Raw genomic sequence first — 18,587 nt, 5'->3', positions numbered from 1 at the left:
ACATAAAGGGCGCGGGTGTCGCGCCCTTATTTTGTCTTATGCCTGCTGAAGCCGGAACAGCGCCATAGCCGCCTGCAACTGCTCTGACTGCGCCTCCAGTGAATGCGTGGCGGCGGTGGCCTGCTCCACCAGCGCTGCGTTCTGCTGCGCCGCTTCATCCATCTGCGTCACCGCATGGTTGACCTGATCGATGCCCCGACTTTGCTCTTCTGAAGCCATCGAAATTTCTTTCATCAGTGCCGTCACGCGCATGACTTCACCCGCGATGTCATCCATGGTTTCGCCTGCACGCGTGGCCATTTCACTGCCCTCTTTCACCCGCGTTTGTGAATCGCTGATCAGCGTGCGAATCTCTTTCGCCGCGCTGGCACTGCGCTGCGCCAGGGTGCGCACCTCATTCGCGACGACGGCGAAACCGCGCCCCTGTTCACCGGCACGTGCCGCTTCCACGGCGGCGTTTAACGCCAGAATGTTGGTCTGGAAGGCAATGCCGTCGATCACGCTCAGAATATCGCCGATGCGATTGGCGCTCTCGGTGATCTCACGCATTTTTTCCATCACGTAGTTCACCACTTCCGCCCCGCGATCGGCACTGTCAGAAACGGCATTCGCCAACTGGTGAGCCTGCTGCGCGTTACTGGCGTTCAGACGAACCGTTGCGGTCAACTGTTCCATACTGGCCGCCGTTTGCTCCAGCGACGCGGCGGATTCTTCGGTACGTTGAGAAAGGTGAACGTTGCCCGCCGCCAGCTCGCGGCTGCCGCTGTCGATTTTCAGCCCGGCCTCACGCACCTTATTCACCGAGTCACGCAGAGCCTGCTGCATGCCCGCCAGCGCATTGTTAAGACGACCCAGTTCGTTGTTGCCCGCCAGCGGCAACGGTTGAGACAGATCGCCCGCCGCCACCTGCTCAAGGTGAATAATCGCCTTGTTCAACGGCGTCAGTAACATGCGGCGCAGCAGCACCCAGGCCAGTACCAGCAGCAGCACGGAGAGCCCCACCGCCACGGCGATCAGCACTTTCATCATGATTTCATTGCGCTGAGCTTCAACTAACTGTGCCTGGGTAATTTCGTCGGCTTTTGCGCCAAAGGTCTCTACCGCTTTGGTGTACTTCGCCGATAAAGGCTCCAGTTTACCTTCCAGCAGTTGGTAATATTCATCGTTATACTGCTTGTCGAGCGCCTTCATCATCGGCAGGATGCCCTGATCAAGGTAATCCTTATAGCTTGATGCAATGGCATCGGCCATGATTTTGCCTTCCGCCGTCACGGTTCCGGCATCCACAAAACGTTTTAAATTGCGCTGAGAGGACTCGACATCGGCCTGCGCCGTTTTGGTGACCTGCGCGCCCTCATCCAGTAAACCAATCTCAATCTTGCGTACTGCAAGCGCAGCACTGGCACGCGCGCGCATTAAATCGGCGTTACTGCGATAAAGACTGTTTAACTCAATCCCCTGAATGCGGTTAATCACATCCAGCGAGCGGTTGCCCTTGTTGATTGCCACAATGCCCATCACACTCACCGCCAACAACAGCAGTGTCATGAATGCCAGCAACGCCAGCAACCCCGTGCGTAGTGATAACTGTTTCATCTTGATCGTTTCCGTATGAGTAGTAAAAGGCGAAATAATTTCGACAACCCTTAAACGGAGAAAGTATCGGCATCGGGATTCGTAAACTTTAACGCCTGTGAATGATTAATCCGGTGCTTGCCGCTAACCTGTTAATGAAATTGAAGGTATTTTGTTAAGGAAACAAAGGGGAAATCGATGAAAAAAAGGGTAATGTTGATAGCGCTCTTGAGTTGTAAGCTCGCAGTGGCTGAGCAGTCCACGATTGATGTGACGTTAAATCAATGCCTTAATCAAGCCGATACCACGCTGGCCTTGATGCAATGTCAGGATACGGCAACCCAGCAATGGGACGCGGAAATGAACGCGCAGTACAGTGCATTGATGAAAAAATTAAGCGGAGAACCCAGAGAGAAACTGCGTATCGCCCAGCGCGCCTGGCTGCGTTACCGGGAAGCCTGGTTAGCGGTGAGCCGCAGCCAACTCAACACGCAGGGCACTCTCGGCCCCGTTGCGCTGGCCACTCAGAGCACCGCGCTGGTCCGCAATCAAACCCTACAACTGCAATCTTTAGCCACTGGCAGTTGCGCGAACCCCAACGATTGTTGATTAATGTAAACCTTTAAAGTCAGTCATAACTGCCTTCATTCATTTTCAGGGAAAAACTATGGTTGCTTACGCCTCCACGCTGATCTTGATCTGCCTTGCTGTACTGAGTTACTTCGTCCACAACACCGCCGTGACCCTGTCCATTCTGATCCTGCTGATCATCAAAATGACACCGCTGTCGCAATTCTTTCCTTATGTGGAAAAACAGGGCATTACAGTGGGCATTATTATCCTTACCGTAGCCGTAATGGCCCCGCTGGCCAGTGGTTCGCTGCCTGCGTCATCCCTGCTGAAATCCTTTGCCAACTGGCAGTCGATTGTCGCAATCCTGGTAGGCATTTTCGTGGCCTGGCTGGGCGGGCGCGGCGTGAGTTTTATGAGTGTACAGCCTTCAGTCATTGGCGGATTGCTGATAGGAACAGTAATCGGCGTGGCGTTTTTCCGTGGCGTTCCGGTAGGGCCACTGATTGCTGCGGGCATTGTATCCCTGTTTGTCACGGCCAAATAGCGTTGAGGAGCATTCTGAAACGCCAAAAAGGGGGCGTACTTTCACAGTCAGTTGGCTATAATAGCCGACACTCAACATACGACGACTGAAGGAATACCCGATGAGTTTGAACCAGGTGCCAGCAGGTAAAGACCTGCCAGAAGATATCTACGTAATTATTGAGATCCCGGCGAATGCCGATCCGATCAAATATGAAGTTGATAAAGATTCTGGAGCCCTGTTTGTGGATCGCTTTATGTCTACGGCAATGTTCTATCCATGCAACTATGGTTACATCAACAATACGCTGTCGCTGGATGGTGACCCGGTAGACGTACTGGTTCCAACACCGTACCCACTGGAGCCCGGCTCAGTGATCCGCTGCCGTCCGGTTGGCGTGTTAAAAATGACCGACGAGTCTGGCGAAGATGCCAAACTGGTTGCTGTCCCGCACACCAAACTCACCAAAGAGTACGATCACATCAAAGATGTGAACGACCTGCCAGAACTGCTGCGTGCGCAGATCACCCACTTCTTTGAGCACTACAAAGATCTGGAAAAAGGCAAATGGGTTAAGGTTGACGGCTGGGATAACGCCGAAGCAGCCAAAGCCGAGATCGTCTCGTCTTTTGAGCGTGCGGCGAAGAAGTAATTCTGCCCGGCTAACGCAGGTTTACCTGGGGTAAACCGTTAAAAAACACCGTCCAACTGGACGGTGTTTTTATTCAGACTTCCGACGCCTCATCACGCTTCAGCCAGTCTCCACTCTGGATACGCTGGCGACCCGCGACCGAACGCTGATAGACATAAAGCCACGCACTACCAAACGGCGTCTGAATCAGATGGCGTTTGTACTCACCACCTTTGGTCCGAAGCGCATCTAACTCGGCGAGAATGGAGGCATCAATTCGGTAGACTTCGCAATATACCGTTCCTTCGCCCGTGATCACGCCAGGATAGTGACCCAGACTGTAGAGTTCATAACCCTCAATCTGGTGATCACCCAACCATTGCGCATGTGTCATCCAGTGACTGTTTCCCTGTTTGCGCCGTAAACTGCCATAGACAATTATTCGCATTACTAAAACTCAAACTGATAGAGCAAATCAAGAGCCTGATCCACACCGGACACGGCTTCCAAATAGAGTTTGGGCATCAGTCGGTAACGTAAGGTTAACGTTGCCAGTGAATCAAAGATGCCAACCCCGTATTTTACTTGTAGACCCGGCAACACATAGCCACTGACCTGTACCTGCTGACTGTCGCCAACGCCGGTCGTATCAAGGGCAAGATTACTGACACCGAATGTCTCGCCGATTTTACCCACAACCTGCCCACTTTGTGCAACCCCTAAGCCGACTAACGCTGACGTTAACGCGTTACTGTCGCCGTCGCTATTCAGCCCCTGACCGCGTAACAGGTAAGAAAGGGCCTCCTGCTGTGACATCGCCGGATCGGAGAACACTTCCACTTTCGGCTCATCCGCCAGCCCCGTAACGCGCAATCCTGCCGTTACGCCATCCTCGGTCGCATCCGGATTACGAATCGCTTCCAGGTTGAGATAAGGCTGGTCTGGCGGGCCCGCAAACTGCAGCTCGCCTTTACGCACGATCAAGTCCTGACCGTAAGCATGGAAACGGCCGGATGGAATATTGATCTGTCCGTTGAGTCCCAGTCCTGATTTATCCTGGACCATTTTCAGATCGCCATTCAGACGGGCTTTCAGTCCAAAGGCCGACAGACGCACATCGTTTCCAACATGAATGGTCAGGTTACTGTTAATCGGTATTGAGGCCGTTTTAGGCGCAATCGGTTTAAGGTTTTTATCCAGCATAACTTCATCAGACGATACGCCGACTGCGCTCTCAGGAACCTCCTGTACCGTGATACGTGCCCAGGGAATATCGACGCGCCCGTCAAGATTAAAGGCGGCTGGCGTGGCTTCAAATACCACATCCGGCGACACATCCATGCGCACCATTGGCGGCACCGTGACACGGACCCGGCTGCCTTTGGCGGCTACGCGCGCACGCCAGTTATCCAGCTGGCTCCAGTCCGCATCGCCGCTCAGGTTGATATTGCCCTGTGCGGTCTGTAGCAGGCCATTCAGCGTCGAACTCATGCCGTTAAACACCATGTTCAGACTGGCACTGGTCAGATCCACCGGCATGAAGTTGCCTTTCACATTCACATCTTTCAGACCCAGTTGCCCAAAAAGCTGCGGCTGCTGCACTGTGCCGCCCAGGCGCAGATCGCTGTTCAGCAGGCCTTTGATGCTCTCGCCCTGCATTAAGGCGGGATTGATCATCGCCAGCGAGATATTGCGGATATTCACATTGCCACCCAGCTCACGGCGCTGTTGCGGATCGGTAATCTGCACATTGCCATCCAGTTGGCCGTTATTGACGAGGCGAATCAGCCAGTCGAGCTGTGCACGTCCGTCCCGCAGTGCCGCATTGACATTAATTGTGTTAAACGCGATGGGCAGCGTATTGCCCTGCACATCCTGCGCGACTTTCACATTATTACTCTTCAGCGCCAGCGTCCCGACGGGCAGTTTGCCATCCGCCGTCCAGTTAACGCGGGCATCACCGCTGAACACGCCGCTCAGTTGGGTCTGGTCAGTCAGGAAGGGTTTTAGCATCGCCAGATCGAAGCGGTTTAATACCACATGAGCGTGACCGCTGGGGCCGGCTTCAATCGGTTCTGGCACACAAAGCTGCGCGTTGGGGTTTTGCCAGCAGTGCGGGCCGATTGACGCAGTCTGCTTCTGATTAACATAGTCGATCGCCATAGCGCGCGTCAGACGCCATTCCCCGACGGGCGTATTAAAACGCGTATTGTTCAGGCTGCCTTTCCATGTCTCCGTCTGGCGGTCAAAGCTACCGTTCAGCGCGAGCTGACCCGATACCGGCTCGCCCTGCACGTTAAGTTTAAGCTGATGCTGCTTTTCGTCGCCATCAGCATTGAGCGTCAACAGATTAATGTTAAGCGCATCCTGCTTCAGTTGTTCAACGCGCAACTGCAGCTTACCGGCGATCTGGTCGCTGGAGCGTACATCGCTTTTCAGCGTTACGCGCCGGACCAGCAGTTGCTGCCAACGTAAGCCAGTGGCCGTCAGATCCGCCAGCAGTTGAGGGGCTTTCAGCGATCCGCGGGCTTTGATATCCCCTTTGACCACACCGCCCAGCCCCGGCAATGCGTTATCAAGATGGGGGGCATCCACGTTGGCATCCAGGTTCAGCGTTTCGCCCAGACTGCCTTTGATATCCAGATGATTGCGGCCCAGCGCAATCTTAATACCCGGAATATCCCACTGGTTGTAGCTGTTGCCCCGTAATGTTCCGTCCGCACTGACCGCGTTCTGTTTGACGTTACCCTTCAACATCAGTTGCGGCACACTCAGCTGCCAGCTGCCGCCATACAGGCTGCCGCGCGTAGTGATTTTACCCTCCAGTCTGGCTGGCCAGTCCGGATACTGGCGGGCAGTATTGATGCCCGCCAGCGTCAGTTCAGTGCGCCAGCTGATGGCTTTGCTCCAGTCCACCAGCGCCGTCAGATCGATATTGCCCTGTAACGCTGCCACACGCAGCTTGTCCAGGCTGAACTGTTCACTATTCCCTTTACCGTCCAGCGTAATCGTGGCAGGCGGCACCGCTTCGCCTTTCACCGCCGTGCGCAGCGACATCACGTAGTCGGTCGCCTTGCCTTTGAACTGATAGTCGAGATTGTCCGCCTGGTACTGAACCGCCCCGGTGAGTGGCCAGCGCAGTTGCGGACTGGTCAGGGTTAATGCCAGCGGAAGACCGGCAACGGCAGGCTGAGCGCGGGCATCCAGCTGCGCCCTGACCGGGCCAGAGAGGTTGAGCGCCAGCTTCAGCTCGTCACGCATCGCGCCCTGTAAGGTCAGATTCAGCTTTTCCCCTTTAACCGGATCAACATTCACATCGCCATTCAGGGCAAAATCAACGGGCCAGTTGTCTGCGAGCGTGGCCTGGCCGCTGCCGTTGAGCCTGCCGAGGTTTGAGTCCACGTCCAGCGTTTGCAGTTGTATATGGCGGTCAAGCGTTTTGGCCTTCACACGCAGCTGATTCACAACGATATCCGTATCGCCGGTAATGCGCAGTTGTTCGCCCACGATGTCCTGAACATCGATATCCAGCGGTAACTGGAAGTCCGGCAGTGTCGGTAGCAGGGGTTTGGCAAACATCGCCTGCAGCGTTTCGCCCAGCGGCTTCTCGTTTGGCTGCGGCTGCTGTACTTTCGGATCGACCACCTGCTCCTTCGCGACCGCTGCCGCTTTAGGCAGCGCAATTAACAGGCTTTGAATGTGGGTAGGATTCAGCGTTAACGCCCGCGCCTGCCAGTGTAATCCGGTGGAAAAATCCACCAGCGAAATCGCGGTATTATCGACTTTCACACTGATGTTATGCAGCCCGACGTGGCGCAGGCTGATGGGGTACGGCGTACTGAGATTGGTCGCGCTGTTATCGTCTTCGGGTGCCGCCGCCGACGGCGTCATCTTTTTACTGTCGACGACCACACTGATATCTTTTAGCGTCAGATCATCGACGCAGACCGACGAGTGCAGCAGGCAATTGAGATTTACCGCCAGATGGATATTGCCCGCGTTAACGCTGACGCCCGGCATGTCGTAACGCAGACCGCTGAGCGTAAGATTACGCCAGCCGCCATCCACTTTGTTGATGGATAATCCCGGTACCCAGCGCGACGCGCCGTTTAACACTAAATGCAGGCCCGGCGTCGTACCAATCAAAAATGCCACGCCAGCCAACAACAAGACCAAAAAAATCAGAAAGCCAGTCAGGACCTTTTTCCAGCGCTTCATAGTTCAGGCCCCAATCCTACGTAAAATTGCAAACCGTGCTCCTCCCTGTCGCCAATGGGACGCGCAATATCAAACTTAATGGGTCCCACAGGCGATGCCCAGCGCACGCCGATACCGGCACCGGTTTTAATATCGCTTTGGCTGATGTCATTTACGGCCTCACCGGCGTCAACAAACACCGCGCCCCACCATTTTCCGCTGACGTTGTACTGGTATTCCAGTGAACCGGTGGCCATTTTTGAGGCCCCGGTCAGTTTGCCATCACTGTCACGCGGCGAGACGTTTTTGTACTTATAGCCGCGAATACTGCGGTCACCCCCGGCGAAAAAGCGCAGATCCGGCGGCACCTTATCGAAGTCGTTGGTTTCAATCCATCCCACCGTGCCGCGTGCAATAAAGCGGTTCTTTTCGCCCAGCGTACGAATCCAGACGTTTTGCGCCTGCAGGATCAGGAAATCGACATCCGATCCCCAGGTGGTATCGGACACATCGACAGAATAACGCTGCGAGTCGCCCCAGGTCGGCATCAGGCCACCGCGTGAGCGCGTGCGGTTCAGACTGACGCCGGGATAAAGCAACATCGTGGTATTGGTGACATTCCCCTGGGTAAAGTGGTCAAGGCTCCAGCGCAGATTGACGGCCCTTTGCCAGCCACTGCTGCTGTCCCAGTTACGCGATACTGCCAGCGTGCTGGTGTCCGCTTTGGTGTCGTTCAGATCGGTGCGTTTGAGCCCGCCTGAAAAAGTGTAGTACTGCTCCAGCGGGCTTTTGAGTAACGGAACTTTGTAGCTGAGATCCACCTGCTGCTCAGGCGCAGAAATATAGGCACTGGCCATCATGCTGTGGCCACGGTCGTTAACCCAGGGCTTTCTCCAGGTGCCTTTCAGGCGCGGCCCGACATCCGTCGAATACCCGACACCGGCTTCAACAATATTTTTTGCCCGAGGGGAAACGGCCGCATTTAACGGCAGGACTTTGGTTTTACGTCCCTCTTTAAATTCCGGCGCGACGACCACCGACTGGAACCACCCCGTCGCCGACAGGCGGCGATTCAGTTCAGCCAAATCACGGGAACTGTAATAGTCGCCCTTTTTAAACGGCACCAGATTTTGCAAATAGGCGTCACGGATCTGTGAGCCCTGGAAGGTGACATCGCCGAAGCGGTAACGCGGTCCGCTATTGTAGTCGATATCCCAAAAGGCTTCGTGGCGCGCCACGGAAACGCCTAACTGACTTTTTTCAAATTCGCCATCGAAATAGCCGTTGCGCAGCGCCAGGTTGGTAAAGCCACTTTTGAATTTATCGTACTGACCATGATTGAGGATTGTGCCAACTTTAGGGCGGCCCTGGGCGATCCAGTTTTTATAGTCTGCATCGTTTTTTGCCTGACCGGTGACAATGATCGTACTACCGGCAATCTTTACCGGCTGGCCAGGCGTCACGCGCGCGATGAGCACCGGACGGCCACCTTGCGCAGGGGCAGGGCGTGATTCAAAGTCGATATCAGGCTCATAGTAGCCGAGCGCGCGAAGCCCTTCTTTGATAGCGGCCGATACACGCGCGCGGAAACGGCCATCGTTGGTGACTTCGTCGCTGCTGATGGTCGACAGGCGTGCCCTGACGTTTTTTTGCAGTTCGCCGGTCAGCCCTTCAAGCTGTAGTCGAACCGGTGCCGCCCCAAAGGCGGGCGCGACGAGCAATAAGCCCGCCATGCAATAAACATAAAATCGTGGCACCTGTACTCCTGTCTCTCATGCCCGCCCCATTCCGCAGGGCGCGTGTTAATCCTTGTTGCCGTCACAATCGCAACGGCAACTTACTCATCATAGCCGCACTTTTTGCCAAAGGGCAGTCTGTAACGCGTTCTAAGTCAAATTGCGCATTATTGTCGGTAAAACGGACGCACGATACAACGACCTTGTTGTCCAGACAGGCCGCACGCCAGTAGACCGCTCTCCTGCATTACACATGCATCCTGAGCTGAAAACCTCATCATAAGCCACTGTTTGCCCTCTGGCGGCGGCCTCCTCGCTGCTGCTATAATCACCCACCGCAGGCATCCCGCCTGTCTTCATTTCTGCCCCTTTCCCCTTACAACCTTGTCGAACGGGCGCAGACATTTTTGGCACGGATAGCTCCTCTGCGTCGTACGTACAGGGAATAAGCGCCTCAACCGCACGCTGCCCAGGCCAAAAATGACAAGTGGATAACTCTTTGGATTACTTATGCTTGATAGCTTACTTGTCATTCTGCTACTGATCGTAATCAGTGCTTTTTTTTCTCTCTCCGAAATCTCGCTGGCTGCCGCCCGCAAGATTAAGCTGAAACTGCTGGCTGACGAAGGCAACGTTAACGCTCAGCGGGTATTGAAGATGCAGGAAACGCCCGGCATGTTCTTCACCGTGGTGCAAATTGGCCTGAACGCCGTCGCTATTTTGGGTGGTATCGTCGGTGATGCGGCCTTTTCCCCGGCATTTTCCGCCCTCTTCAATCGCTTTATGTCTCACGAACTGGCCGAACAGCTCAGTTTTATCTGCTCATTCACCATCGTCACCAGCCTGTTTATTCTGTTCGCCGACTTAACCCCAAAACGGGTAGGCATGATCGCGCCAGAAACCATTGCCCTGCGGATTATCAATCCCATGCGCTTTTGTTTACTGGTTATGCGGCCGCTGGTCTGGCTGTTTAACGGCCTGGCCAACGTCTTTTTTCGCGTCTTTAAGCTGCCGATGGTACGCAAAGACGATATCACGTCCGACGATATTTACGCGGTTGTGGAAGCCGGTGCGCTGGCTGGCGTGCTGCGTAAGCAGGAACACGAACTGATTGAGAACGTGTTTGAGCTGGAATCACGCACCGTGCCCTCCTCCATGACGTCACGTGAAAATATCGTCTGGTTTGATCTGCACGAAGACGAAGTCAGCCTGAAAACAAAAATCGCTGAACATCCTCACTCGAAATTCCTGGTCTGTAATGGGGATATCGACCACATCGTTGGCTATGTCGATTCGAAAGAGCTGCTGCTGCGCGTGCTGGGCAATCAGAGCATGGCGCTGAACAGCGGCGTGCAGATTCGTTCCGCGCTGATTGTTCCGGATACCCTGACGTTGTCTGAGGCGCTGGAAAGCTTTAAAACGGCGGGCGACGACTTCGCGGTCATCATGAACGAATATGCGCTGGTGGTCGGTATCATTACGCTGAATGATGTGATGACGACGCTGATGGGCGACCTGGTGGGTCAGGGCATGGAAGAACAGATTGTTGCGCGCGATGAAAACTCCTGGCTGGTGGAAGGCGGGACGCCGATTGATGATGTTATGCGCGTGCTGGATATCGATGATTTTCCGCAGTCGGGTAACTACGAAACGATTGGCGGCTTTATGATGTATATGCTGCGTAAAATCCCGAAACGTACCGACTTTGTGAAATTTGCGGGCTACAAGTTTGAAGTGGTCGATATCGACAGTTACCGCATTGATCAGCTGCTGGTGACACGGATTGATGAACGACCGCCGATGCTGAACGTGACGAAAAGCGAAGAATAGAAACACTCAGGGCGCCATCGGCGCCCTGTTTTTTTAGTTAAACTCTAGCTTGAGACGAACGACCTGGCGGTTAATTTCTGACATCACGCTCAGGTGCTGTTTGTCTTTGACCCGGGGGATCAGGACTTTACCTTTATCAAACTCAAACGCGCCCACATCCTTGATGTACAACCTTCCTTTAAACAGCGTTTTAACATATTTTGCTATCTGTAGCGGATTATAGCGCTGGAAGATTTTCATACTTCTTAACTCCTTAATTTTTAAGCACGCTTCACCGTTGCCAAATTCGGTACGGGTCCATGAAACGCGAATGCGAGATAAACTATAGAACACTCTGCTTACTTCGCACGACCAGAAATAACTTTTTTTACCGTGCTGACAGAACATTACAGAATACTCTGTTATTTACTTTTCACTATTCAGTATAAACCTTCGTTCGTTACAGAATTGTGTGGTTGATAACAAAGCTGACAGCTTTTTGAGACAGCCGCATCATCCCTGCTTACTATTACAGTTGGATGACTAACTGGTCTGATCACTGGAGAAAATAATGAGGCGTATCACTCTGGCCGCACTGGCCTTGTCACTGCTGCTTCCTGTAAGTGCGTTGGCCCATAATCTTGAGACGGGAAAACGCGTGCCGCCCGTGGGCGTCAATGACAAAGGCGAGTTGATCCTGGCGCAGGAAAAATTCAGCTATAAAGACTGGAACAGCGCGCAACTGAACGGAAAAGTACGTGTCATACAGCACATTGCAGGCCGCTCATCGGCTAAAGAGATGAATGCAGCGTTGGTTGAGGCCATCAAGTCAGCGAAACTGCCGCACGATCGCTATCAGACCACGACTATCGTGAACACCGATGATGCCATTCCCGGCACCAGCCTGTTTGTTCGCAGCAGCATTCAGAGTAATAAAAAGCAGTATCCGTGGTCGCAGTTTATCGTCGACAGCAAGGGCAATGTGCAGCACGCCTGGCAGTTGCAGCAAGGCGGATCGGCCATTGTGGTGCTGGATAAAAACGGTCAGGTGAAATATGTCAAAGACGGGGCACTGACGCAGCAGGAAGTCAAAGAAGTCATTACGTTGTTAAAAACGCTGTTAAAAGCACCCTGACAGGTGAAGTCGGGAGGCGAGTGCCTCCCGTATGACGTCAGAACAGCGATACACGGAAGCCCGGATTCAGGAAAGATTCACGCGGCGCATAATCCAGCGTTCTTCCCTGCCAGTCGTGCACGTGGGCACCTGCCGCGACAGCAACGGCATGACCCGCGCCGGTATCCCAGATATTGGTGGGTCCAAAGCGGGGATAAAGCTGGGCCTTACCTTCAGCGACCAGGCAAAACTTTAACGATGAGCCGGTTGCCACCGTCTGATGTTCCCCTAGCTGCTTCAGGTACTCTTTCATCTCATCATCATCGTTGTGGGAACGACTCACCACCACCAGCGGTGGACGTGCATCCAGAACGTGAATCGGCTGCTTTTCTCCGCCCTCTTCCTTCCAGGCTTTACCTTCTGCTGCCGAGTACATCACGCCCAGCGCAGGCGCGTACACCACGCCCATGATCGGTTTGCCCTGCTCGATCAGCGCAATATTGACCGTAAACTCACCATTGCGTTTGATAAACTCTTTGGTGCCGTCAAGCGGATCCACCAGCCAGTAGCGCTGCCAGTGCTGACGGACTTCCCAACCGGGCGGATCTTCCTCTGACAACACCGGAATATCCGGTGTCAGCCGTTTCAGGCCCTTCACAATCACATCATGCGCGGCCAGATCGGCTGCTGTGACGGGCGAATCGTCTGCTTTATGCGAAACATCAGCGGGAACCGAACCGTTATAGACCTGCATAATCGCGTCGCCTGCCTCACGCGCCAGTTGGCTTATTTGCTCTAACATTTGTCACCTCATGTATGCGAATGCTACGCGTTAACTGTTATGCCTGTTGGGGTACATTTTAGCAGCTTCATGCTCGCCCCTGGTTTCAGGTAAACATTTTGAATCCTTTTTCAGCTATATCAACACAATAGCCCACAATGGCAAAGACCTCTTTTCACGCTGGCCTCTGCACTGATATGACTGAAGCGGCACCAGTCAGGCTCAAAACGTTATTTGCATCACGTTTTAATCTGCCCTTTCATCAGCCTTTTACATTACTTTTGTAGCCTTGATCTTTTAACGTTGGGAGTGAACATGGTTAAGGCGGGAATGATGTTACTGGCACTGAGCGTTTCAGTTGCAGCACAGGGAGCCACCGTGGATTTACGCGTGCTGGAAACGACCGATCTGCACAGCAATATGATGGGCTTCGACTATTACAAAGATACGCTCACAGAAAAATATGGTCTGGTGCGCACTGCGTCCCTGATCCATGCCGCGCGTCAGGAAGTCACGAACAGTGTGCTGGTGGACAATGGCGATCTGATTCAGGGTAGCCCGTTAGGCGACTATATGGCTGCGAAAGGGCTCAAACAGGGTGATGTCCATCCCGTCTATAAGGCGATGAATACGCTGGATTACAGCGCGGGCACGCTGGGCAATCATGAATTCAATTATGGTCTGCCCTATCTGCAAAAAGCCCTGGCGGGCGCGCATTTTCCTTACGTCAATGCCAACGTCATCGATCTGAAGAGCGGTAAGCCACTGTTTACGCCTTATCTGATTAAACCCACCACAGTGACCGATCGCGACGGCAACCCGCAGACGGTGAACATCGGCTATATCGGCTTTGTCCCGCCGCAGATTATGGTGTGGGATAAAGGCAACCTGCAGGGCAAAGTGCGGGTGGACGATATTACAGAAACCGCCCGGCGCTACGTGCCCGAAATGCGCGCTAAAGGAGCGGACGTGGTTGTCGTATTAGCCCATTCAGGGTTAAGCAGCGAGCCGTATCAGGCGATGGCAGAAAACTCGGTTTATTACCTCAGCGAAGTTCCGGGCATCAGTGCCATTATGTTTGGTCATGCGCATGCCGTATTCCCGGGGAAAGAGTTTGCAGGGATCAAAGGTGCAGACATTGAGAAAGGAACATTAAACGGTGTGCCTGCGGTCATGCCCGGCATGTGGGGCGATCATCTTGGTGTGGTGGATCTGGTGCTGAGCAAGGAAGGCGATCACTGGCAGGTGACAAGCGGTACCGCGCAGGCGCGTCCGATCTACGATATCGCGCATAAAACTGCGCTGGCTGCTGAAGATCCTGCACTGGTTAAGGTTCTGAAAGACGATCATGATGCTACCCGCACCTTTGTCGCCCAGCCTATCGGAAAATCTGCGGATGTGATGTACAGCTATCTGTCGCTGGTGCAGGACGATCCTACCGTGCAAATTGTGAATAACGCCCAGCGCGCCTATGTCGAGCATTTTATCCAGGGCGATCCCGATCTGGCGCACTTGCCGGTACTGTCTGCCGCCGCGCCGTTTAAAGCCGGGGGACGTAAAAACGATCCTGCCAGCTATGTGGAAGTTGAGAAAGGCAACCTGACCTTCCGCAACGCAGCCGATCTCTATCTGTATCCGAATACGCTGGTGGTGATGAAAGTCAGCGGCGAGCAGGTGAAAGACTGGCTGGAGTGCTCTGCGGGTCAGTTTAACCAAATCGATCCGACCAGTCGCCGCACACAGCCGCTGATCAACTGGAATTTCCGCACCTATAACTTCGATGTGATTGACGGCGTGAGCTATCAGATTGATGTCACACAACCCGCCCGTTACGACGAAGAGTGCAACCTGATCCATCCGGACGCGTCACGCATTAAAGATCTTCGCTGGCAGGGAAAACCCATCGATCTTAAGGCGACCTTCCTGGTGGCAACCAATAACTACCGGGCCTACGCGGGCAAGTTTGCCGGAACGGGCGACAAATACATTGCCTTTGCCTCGCCTGATGAAAACCGCGCGATTCTGGCGGCGTATATCAGTGCCGAAACCAAAAAGCACGGTGAAGTGCGCCCACAGGCGGATAATAACTGGCGACTGGCTGCAATACCTGCCGCGCAGCCTCTTGATATTCGCTTTGAAACCGCACCCGGCGATAAAGCCACACACTTTATTCAGCAGCATGCGCAATATCCCATGAAGGCGACAGGGAATGACGAGACGGGATTCGCTCTCTGGCAGGTAAACTTACAGCAGTAGAGGGGTAAGGGCGGCATCGCACCGCCCTTTATCCTTACAGGATTTCCAGTAGCTCAACTTCAAAAATCAGGGTGCTGAATGGCGGGATGGACGCGCCCGCTCCACGTTCGCCGTAGGCGAGGTTGTGGGGAATCACCAGTTCCCACTTCGAGCCAACCGGCATCAGCGTCAGCGCTTCGATCCAGCCCGCAATCACGCCGGTTACCGGGAATTCCGCCGGCTCGCCACGTGCAACAGAGCTGTCAAACACCGTGCCGTCGATCAGTTTACCGGTGTAATGCACGCGTACGCGGTCCTGGCGCGAAGGAATCGGGCCTTCGCCCTGCGTAATCACGCTGAACTGTAAACCTGACTCGGTGCTGCTGACGCCTTCACGCTGAGCATGGTCCTGCAGGAAAGCCTGGCCTTCTGCGGCCATGGCTTCCACGCGCTCACGACGCACGCTTTCCGCACGCTCATGTACTTCACGTAGGGCGCGATGTACCACATCGACAGGCACCGCAGGTGAGTTCCCTTCCAGCGCGTCGCGCAGGCCCGCGAGCAGTGCTTCTGGCTGCAGCCCCTGCAGACCAGATTCCAGCAGCTGCTGGCCAACCTGTAAACCAATACCGTAACTTGCTTGTGCTTCGACGCTGTCGAAAGAAGGGGTAGTCATCTTCGTTCCTTTCACTCTCGGATATAGTAAGACGGGCAGCATAACAGCGCAGGCCGCTGGCGTAAAATCCGCAGCGCTACAGATGACTTTTGTCGGCGAAAGAGAAACAATACGCAGGTCAAATTTACCAATGCTGGCAGGCACTTCGCGTCCACATTGCCCATACTGTATAAGTGACAAGTTCCCCCTTGTCAGTGGCACTATAAGAAAGAGAGAGAATATGGGCCAGATAGCCCCTCGTCGCCGCAGGACGCATGCACTGCGTATTTTAACCCGGTTACAGAACTTACTGCCGCAACGAACGCGGTCGCAAGGTGCCGGAGCGGAGGAACCCGATATGACTTCAGACGTCCCGTCTCGCCTGCCCAGCTGGCTGTATCGCCTCTGGCATTTTACAGACGATATTCGCTGGATGGACCCGCTCCCGGCTTTCCACCGTCGGGGGATCGTCATTGCCGTCATCATACTGCTGCTGGCCTTTCTCTGGCCCTCCAGTACGCCGCAGTATCCGGTCGAACGGCCTGTGACACCTTCGGCCGAAAAAGACGTGCCGATGCAGGCGGATATCTACGATAACAAACCGTCTCGCTCCTCTGCACAATCCGAACCGAAGGCGGACACGCAGGGTGACTGGCACAGCTATCAGATTGCCGCCGGACAAACGCTGGCACAGCTGTTCCGCGACAATAATCTGCCGGTCAATGATGTGTTTGCCATGGCACGCGTTGAGGGCAACGATCAGCCGCTCAGTACGCTGAAGCAGGGGCAGCATGTGAAGATCCGTCGGGATGCGAATGGCGTCGTTACAGGCTTAACGCTGGAAGGCGCTAACGGTCCTGTCCTGTTTACCCGCCAGCCGGACGGCAGCTTTTTACGTGTAGAATAAGTCCTCCCCGGTGGCGGTCCGTCACCGGTTGCGCCCTTCATGGCCGTCATTTTATTTGCCCGCCCGGTTTCCGGGCAGACCAACCGCAACGCAAGCGGATAGCCGCGTCAGCACAGATGACGGAGCGTGGTCGCTGATGTCGCGTCGTCACCCTGATGCGCTGAGGGTTTAGCCGCACATATCATCGTCACCTTTTAATCGGCAAACAGCGCGTTGATCGCATGAGGACCGGGCTGTCCGGTACACCTTTATGTGATGGTGAAGATGCGGGTGCCGAGTGAAGAGGGATGTGGCCGGGCAGAAAAAGAAAGGGTATTAACGACTGAAAACAAAAACGCCGACACAAGTGTCGGCGTTCAGGTGCGGCAGGCTAATAAAAATTAACCTGCAACCACGTTCACGATCAGTTTCGCGAATACTTCGCTGTGAACCTGGAAGTCCACTTCGTGCTCACCGGTGGTGCGCAGAACGCCGTTCGGTAAACGAACTTCGCTCTTAGCAACGTCAACGCCAGCTGCAGTAACAGCGTCAGCGATGTCGCGGGTACCGATGGAACCGAACAGTTTACCTTCATCGCCTGCTTTAGACGTGATGGTAACAGTGCCCAGTGCGTTGATTTTTTCTGCGCGCGCGTTAGATGCTGCCAGAACGTCAGCCAGTTTGGCTTCCAGTTCTGCACGGCGTGCTTCGAAGAATTCAACGTTTTTCTTGGTAGCAGGAACAGCTTTACCCTGTGGAACCAGGAAGTTACGAGCGTAGCCCGCTTTAACGTTAACCTGATCACCCAGGCTGCCCAGGTTTGCTACTTTATCAAGCAGAATAACTTGCATTACCTTATCCTCTTAAAGTCGTTAATGGACAGTTGCCGATTACTGATGACGATCAGTGTACGGCAGCAGAGACAGGTAACGCGCGCGCTTGATAGCACGAGCCAGCTGACGCTGGTATTTTGCGCGAGTACCAGTGATACGGCTTGGTACAATCTTGCCGCTTTCAGTGATGTAGTTTTTCAGCGTTGCGATATCTTTATAATCGATCTCTTGAACGCCTTCCGCGGTGAAACGGCAGAACTTGCGACGACGGAAATAACGTGCCATTTGGCTAGTCTCCAGAATCTATCAATTCAATCTGCTCGGCATGTAACACCATTTTACTCTGACCATTTCGCGCCTGATGGCAGCTAATAAAGCCTTCGAGAATGAGTTGCGTGCCGACCGTTATATGTTGAGTAATCACCTGATGGGCGCTGCCGCTAAGAATAACAGGCATTCGACACCAGGCTTGCCGGTGAAATCCGGCTTCCATCTGCACCGAGTTGTGCTCAAGCACGAACTGACAGTGCGGAATTCCTGACGGGCTAATTTTTCGAACTGGCGTCTTACACACGGTGCCAGACAGGCGCAGCCGATTAACCGTCACGATGGATTACTCTTCAGAATCCCCAGCATCTGAGTCATCAGCGGATTCGTTAGCAAAATCTTCGCGGCGCTCACGACGCTCGTCTTTCGCTTTAACCATCGGTGATGCTTCAGTTACCGCGTTTTTAACGCGCATAACCATGCTGCGGATAACGGCGTCGTTGAAGCGGAAGTTCGTTTCCAGCTCGTCAATCACTTCCTGCGGCGCTTCTACGTTCATCAGAACATAGTGTGCTTTGTGCAGTTTGTTGATTGGGTAAGCCAGCTGACGGCGGCCCCAGTCTTCCAGACGGTGGATCGTGCCTTCTGCACCAGTGATAGCACCAGTGTAACGCTCGATCATGCCAGGAACCTGTTCGCTCTGGTCAGGATGAACCATAAATACGATTTCGTAATGACGCATCGAAATTGCTCCTTACGGATTATTCAGCCT

The 18,587-nt window shown here is 54.0% G+C and carries 18 protein-coding genes; 7 read left to right on the top strand and 11 right to left on the bottom strand.

Features of this window, described 5'->3' with window-relative positions; all coding sequences use genetic code 11:
* Positions 1-36: 36 nt before the first annotated feature.
* Positions 37-1,596, bottom strand: a complete 1,560-nt coding sequence (locus C1N58_RS20045; RefSeq protein WP_054633026.1) for a methyl-accepting chemotaxis protein — start codon at positions 1,594-1,596, stop codon at positions 37-39.
* 177 nt (positions 1,597-1,773) lie between these two features.
* On the opposite strand from C1N58_RS20045, the gene C1N58_RS20040 reads away from it, so the two are divergent.
* The 3 genes from C1N58_RS20040 to ppa all read left to right on the top strand — a co-directional run bounded on the left by C1N58_RS20040 (position 1,774) and on the right by ppa (position 3,323).
* Positions 1,774-2,184, top strand: a complete 411-nt coding sequence (locus C1N58_RS20040; protein WP_054633025.1) for a lysozyme inhibitor LprI family protein — start codon at positions 1,774-1,776, stop codon at positions 2,182-2,184.
* A gap of 58 nt (positions 2,185-2,242) precedes the next feature.
* Positions 2,243-2,692, top strand: a complete 450-nt coding sequence (locus C1N58_RS20035) for a DUF441 domain-containing protein (RefSeq protein ID WP_039341815.1) — start codon at positions 2,243-2,245, stop codon at positions 2,690-2,692.
* Between the two features lie 100 nt (positions 2,693-2,792).
* A complete protein-coding gene (gene ppa, locus C1N58_RS20030; protein WP_006118350.1) occupies positions 2,793-3,323 on the top strand; it encodes an inorganic diphosphatase in 531 nt (176 codons plus the stop codon).
* 73 nt (positions 3,324-3,396) lie between these two features.
* Here ppa and C1N58_RS20025 read toward each other — a convergent pair whose 3' ends face one another.
* Genes C1N58_RS20025 through C1N58_RS20015 form a run of 3 tightly spaced genes read right to left on the bottom strand, consistent with a single transcriptional unit; the run spans position 3,397 to position 9,232 of the window.
* The gene (locus C1N58_RS20025) at positions 3,397-3,750 is read right to left on the bottom strand and encodes a gamma-glutamylcyclotransferase family protein (RefSeq protein WP_006118351.1); all 354 of its coding nucleotides are present in this window, start codon (positions 3,748-3,750) and stop codon (positions 3,397-3,399) included.
* A 2-nt stretch (positions 3,751-3,752) separates the two neighbouring features.
* On the bottom strand, positions 3,753-7,520 hold the full coding sequence (locus C1N58_RS20020; protein ID WP_394564437.1) for an autotransporter assembly complex protein TamB: 3,768 nt from the start codon (positions 7,518-7,520) through the stop codon (positions 3,753-3,755).
* The gene (locus tag C1N58_RS20015; RefSeq protein ID WP_172677636.1) at positions 7,517-9,232 is read right to left on the bottom strand and encodes an autotransporter assembly complex protein TamA; all 1,716 of its coding nucleotides are present in this window, start codon (positions 9,230-9,232) and stop codon (positions 7,517-7,519) included. The genes C1N58_RS20020 and C1N58_RS20015 overlap by 4 nt, the downstream gene beginning before the upstream one ends.
* A 513-nt stretch (positions 9,233-9,745) precedes the next feature.
* On the opposite strand from C1N58_RS20015, the gene C1N58_RS20010 reads away from it, so the two are divergent.
* Complete coding sequence (locus C1N58_RS20010) at positions 9,746-11,065, top strand: hemolysin family protein (protein ID WP_033740022.1); 1,320 nt, start codon at positions 9,746-9,748, stop codon at positions 11,063-11,065.
* A 33-nt stretch (positions 11,066-11,098) separates the two neighbouring features.
* On the opposite strand, the gene C1N58_RS20005 is transcribed toward C1N58_RS20010, so the two are convergent.
* Positions 11,099-11,305 carry a DUF1107 domain-containing protein gene (locus tag C1N58_RS20005; RefSeq protein ID WP_003855513.1) on the bottom strand — a complete coding sequence of 69 codons (207 nt, stop codon included), beginning with the start codon at positions 11,303-11,305 and terminating at the stop codon, positions 11,099-11,101.
* A gap of 310 nt (positions 11,306-11,615) precedes the next feature.
* Here C1N58_RS20005 and C1N58_RS20000 point away from each other — a divergent pair, with 310 nt between their 5' ends.
* The gene (locus C1N58_RS20000) at positions 11,616-12,179 is read left to right on the top strand and encodes a YtfJ family protein (protein ID WP_054686984.1); all 564 of its coding nucleotides are present in this window, start codon (positions 11,616-11,618) and stop codon (positions 12,177-12,179) included.
* Positions 12,180-12,216: 37 nt separating this feature from the next.
* Here the strand turns inward: C1N58_RS20000 and cysQ are convergent, their stop codons facing one another.
* Positions 12,217-12,960, bottom strand: coding sequence for a 3'(2'),5'-bisphosphate nucleotidase CysQ (gene cysQ / locus C1N58_RS19995; protein ID WP_054686982.1), 744 nt, complete (start codon positions 12,958-12,960; stop codon positions 12,217-12,219).
* Between the two features lie 294 nt (positions 12,961-13,254).
* Between cysQ and C1N58_RS19990 the strand changes: the two genes are divergently transcribed.
* Positions 13,255-15,195 carry a bifunctional 2',3'-cyclic-nucleotide 2'-phosphodiesterase/3'-nucleotidase gene (locus C1N58_RS19990; RefSeq protein ID WP_394564436.1) on the top strand — a complete coding sequence of 647 codons (1,941 nt, stop codon included), beginning with the start codon at positions 13,255-13,257 and terminating at the stop codon, positions 15,193-15,195.
* A gap of 34 nt (positions 15,196-15,229) precedes the next feature.
* Here the strand turns inward: C1N58_RS19990 and fklB are convergent, their stop codons facing one another.
* Positions 15,230-15,850, bottom strand: coding sequence for an FKBP-type peptidyl-prolyl cis-trans isomerase (fklB, locus tag C1N58_RS19985; RefSeq protein ID WP_006118358.1), 621 nt, complete (start codon positions 15,848-15,850; stop codon positions 15,230-15,232).
* Between the two features lie 220 nt (positions 15,851-16,070).
* Between fklB and C1N58_RS19980 the strand changes: the two genes are divergently transcribed.
* Complete coding sequence (locus C1N58_RS19980; protein WP_394564435.1) at positions 16,071-16,736, top strand: OapA family protein; 666 nt, start codon at positions 16,071-16,073, stop codon at positions 16,734-16,736.
* 380 nt (positions 16,737-17,116) lie between these two features.
* Here C1N58_RS19980 and rplI read toward each other — a convergent pair whose 3' ends face one another.
* From rplI to rpsF, 4 genes are read right to left on the bottom strand one after another with little or no spacing between them, the layout of a single operon-like run.
* A complete protein-coding gene (rplI, locus tag C1N58_RS19975; RefSeq protein WP_006120926.1) occupies positions 17,117-17,566 on the bottom strand; it encodes a 50S ribosomal protein L9 in 450 nt (149 codons plus the stop codon).
* Between the two features lie 39 nt (positions 17,567-17,605).
* Positions 17,606-17,833, bottom strand: coding sequence for a 30S ribosomal protein S18 (gene rpsR, locus C1N58_RS19970; protein WP_000135199.1), 228 nt, complete (start codon positions 17,831-17,833; stop codon positions 17,606-17,608).
* A 4-nt stretch (positions 17,834-17,837) separates the two neighbouring features.
* The gene (gene priB, locus C1N58_RS19965) at positions 17,838-18,155 is read right to left on the bottom strand and encodes a primosomal replication protein N (protein ID WP_006120927.1); all 318 of its coding nucleotides are present in this window, start codon (positions 18,153-18,155) and stop codon (positions 17,838-17,840) included.
* 6 nt (positions 18,156-18,161) lie between these two features.
* Entirely contained in the window at positions 18,162-18,557 is a 396-nt protein-coding gene (rpsF, locus tag C1N58_RS19960; protein WP_006120928.1) for a 30S ribosomal protein S6, read from the bottom strand.
* Between the last annotated feature and the right edge of the window lie 30 nt (positions 18,558-18,587).

The organism is Pantoea sp. SGAir0180, from assembly GCF_043546245.1.
The sequence above is the reverse complement of the archived record's forward strand: the minus strand, read 5'-3'. Positions and strand labels throughout refer to the sequence as shown.

Excerpts from the sequence above, each read along its gene's own strand:
- C1N58_RS19980 (WP_394564435.1), top strand. The coding sequence starts at position 16,071 with ATGGGCCAGATAGCCCCTCGTCGCCGCAGGACGCATGCACTGCGTATT.
- C1N58_RS20040 (WP_054633025.1), top strand. The coding sequence starts at position 1,774 with ATGAAAAAAAGGGTAATGTTGATAGCGCTCTTGAGTTGTAAGCTCGCA.
- C1N58_RS20025 (WP_006118351.1), bottom strand. The coding sequence starts at position 3,750 with ATGCGAATAATTGTCTATGGCAGTTTACGGCGCAAACAGGGAAACAGT.
- rpsF (WP_006120928.1), bottom strand. The coding sequence starts at position 18,557 with ATGCGTCATTACGAAATCGTATTTATGGTTCATCCTGACCAGAGCGAA.
- C1N58_RS20005 (WP_003855513.1), bottom strand. The coding sequence starts at position 11,305 with ATGAAAATCTTCCAGCGCTATAATCCGCTACAGATAGCAAAATATGTT.
- C1N58_RS20035 (WP_039341815.1), top strand. The coding sequence starts at position 2,243 with ATGGTTGCTTACGCCTCCACGCTGATCTTGATCTGCCTTGCTGTACTG.
- C1N58_RS20020 (WP_394564437.1), bottom strand. The coding sequence starts at position 7,520 with ATGAAGCGCTGGAAAAAGGTCCTGACTGGCTTTCTGATTTTTTTGGTC.
- C1N58_RS20010 (WP_033740022.1), top strand. The coding sequence starts at position 9,746 with ATGCTTGATAGCTTACTTGTCATTCTGCTACTGATCGTAATCAGTGCT.
- rpsR (WP_000135199.1), bottom strand. The coding sequence starts at position 17,833 with ATGGCACGTTATTTCCGTCGTCGCAAGTTCTGCCGTTTCACCGCGGAA.
- C1N58_RS20015 (WP_172677636.1), bottom strand. The coding sequence starts at position 9,232 with ATGGCGGGCTTATTGCTCGTCGCGCCCGCCTTTGGGGCGGCACCGGTT.
- C1N58_RS20000 (WP_054686984.1), top strand. The coding sequence starts at position 11,616 with ATGAGGCGTATCACTCTGGCCGCACTGGCCTTGTCACTGCTGCTTCCT.
- C1N58_RS20045 (WP_054633026.1), bottom strand. The coding sequence starts at position 1,596 with ATGAAACAGTTATCACTACGCACGGGGTTGCTGGCGTTGCTGGCATTC.
- C1N58_RS19990 (WP_394564436.1), top strand. The coding sequence starts at position 13,255 with ATGGTTAAGGCGGGAATGATGTTACTGGCACTGAGCGTTTCAGTTGCA.
- fklB (WP_006118358.1), bottom strand. The coding sequence starts at position 15,850 with ATGACTACCCCTTCTTTCGACAGCGTCGAAGCACAAGCAAGTTACGGT.
- rplI (WP_006120926.1), bottom strand. The coding sequence starts at position 17,566 with ATGCAAGTTATTCTGCTTGATAAAGTAGCAAACCTGGGCAGCCTGGGT.
- cysQ (WP_054686982.1), bottom strand. The coding sequence starts at position 12,960 with ATGTTAGAGCAAATAAGCCAACTGGCGCGTGAGGCAGGCGACGCGATT.
- ppa (WP_006118350.1), top strand. The coding sequence starts at position 2,793 with ATGAGTTTGAACCAGGTGCCAGCAGGTAAAGACCTGCCAGAAGATATC.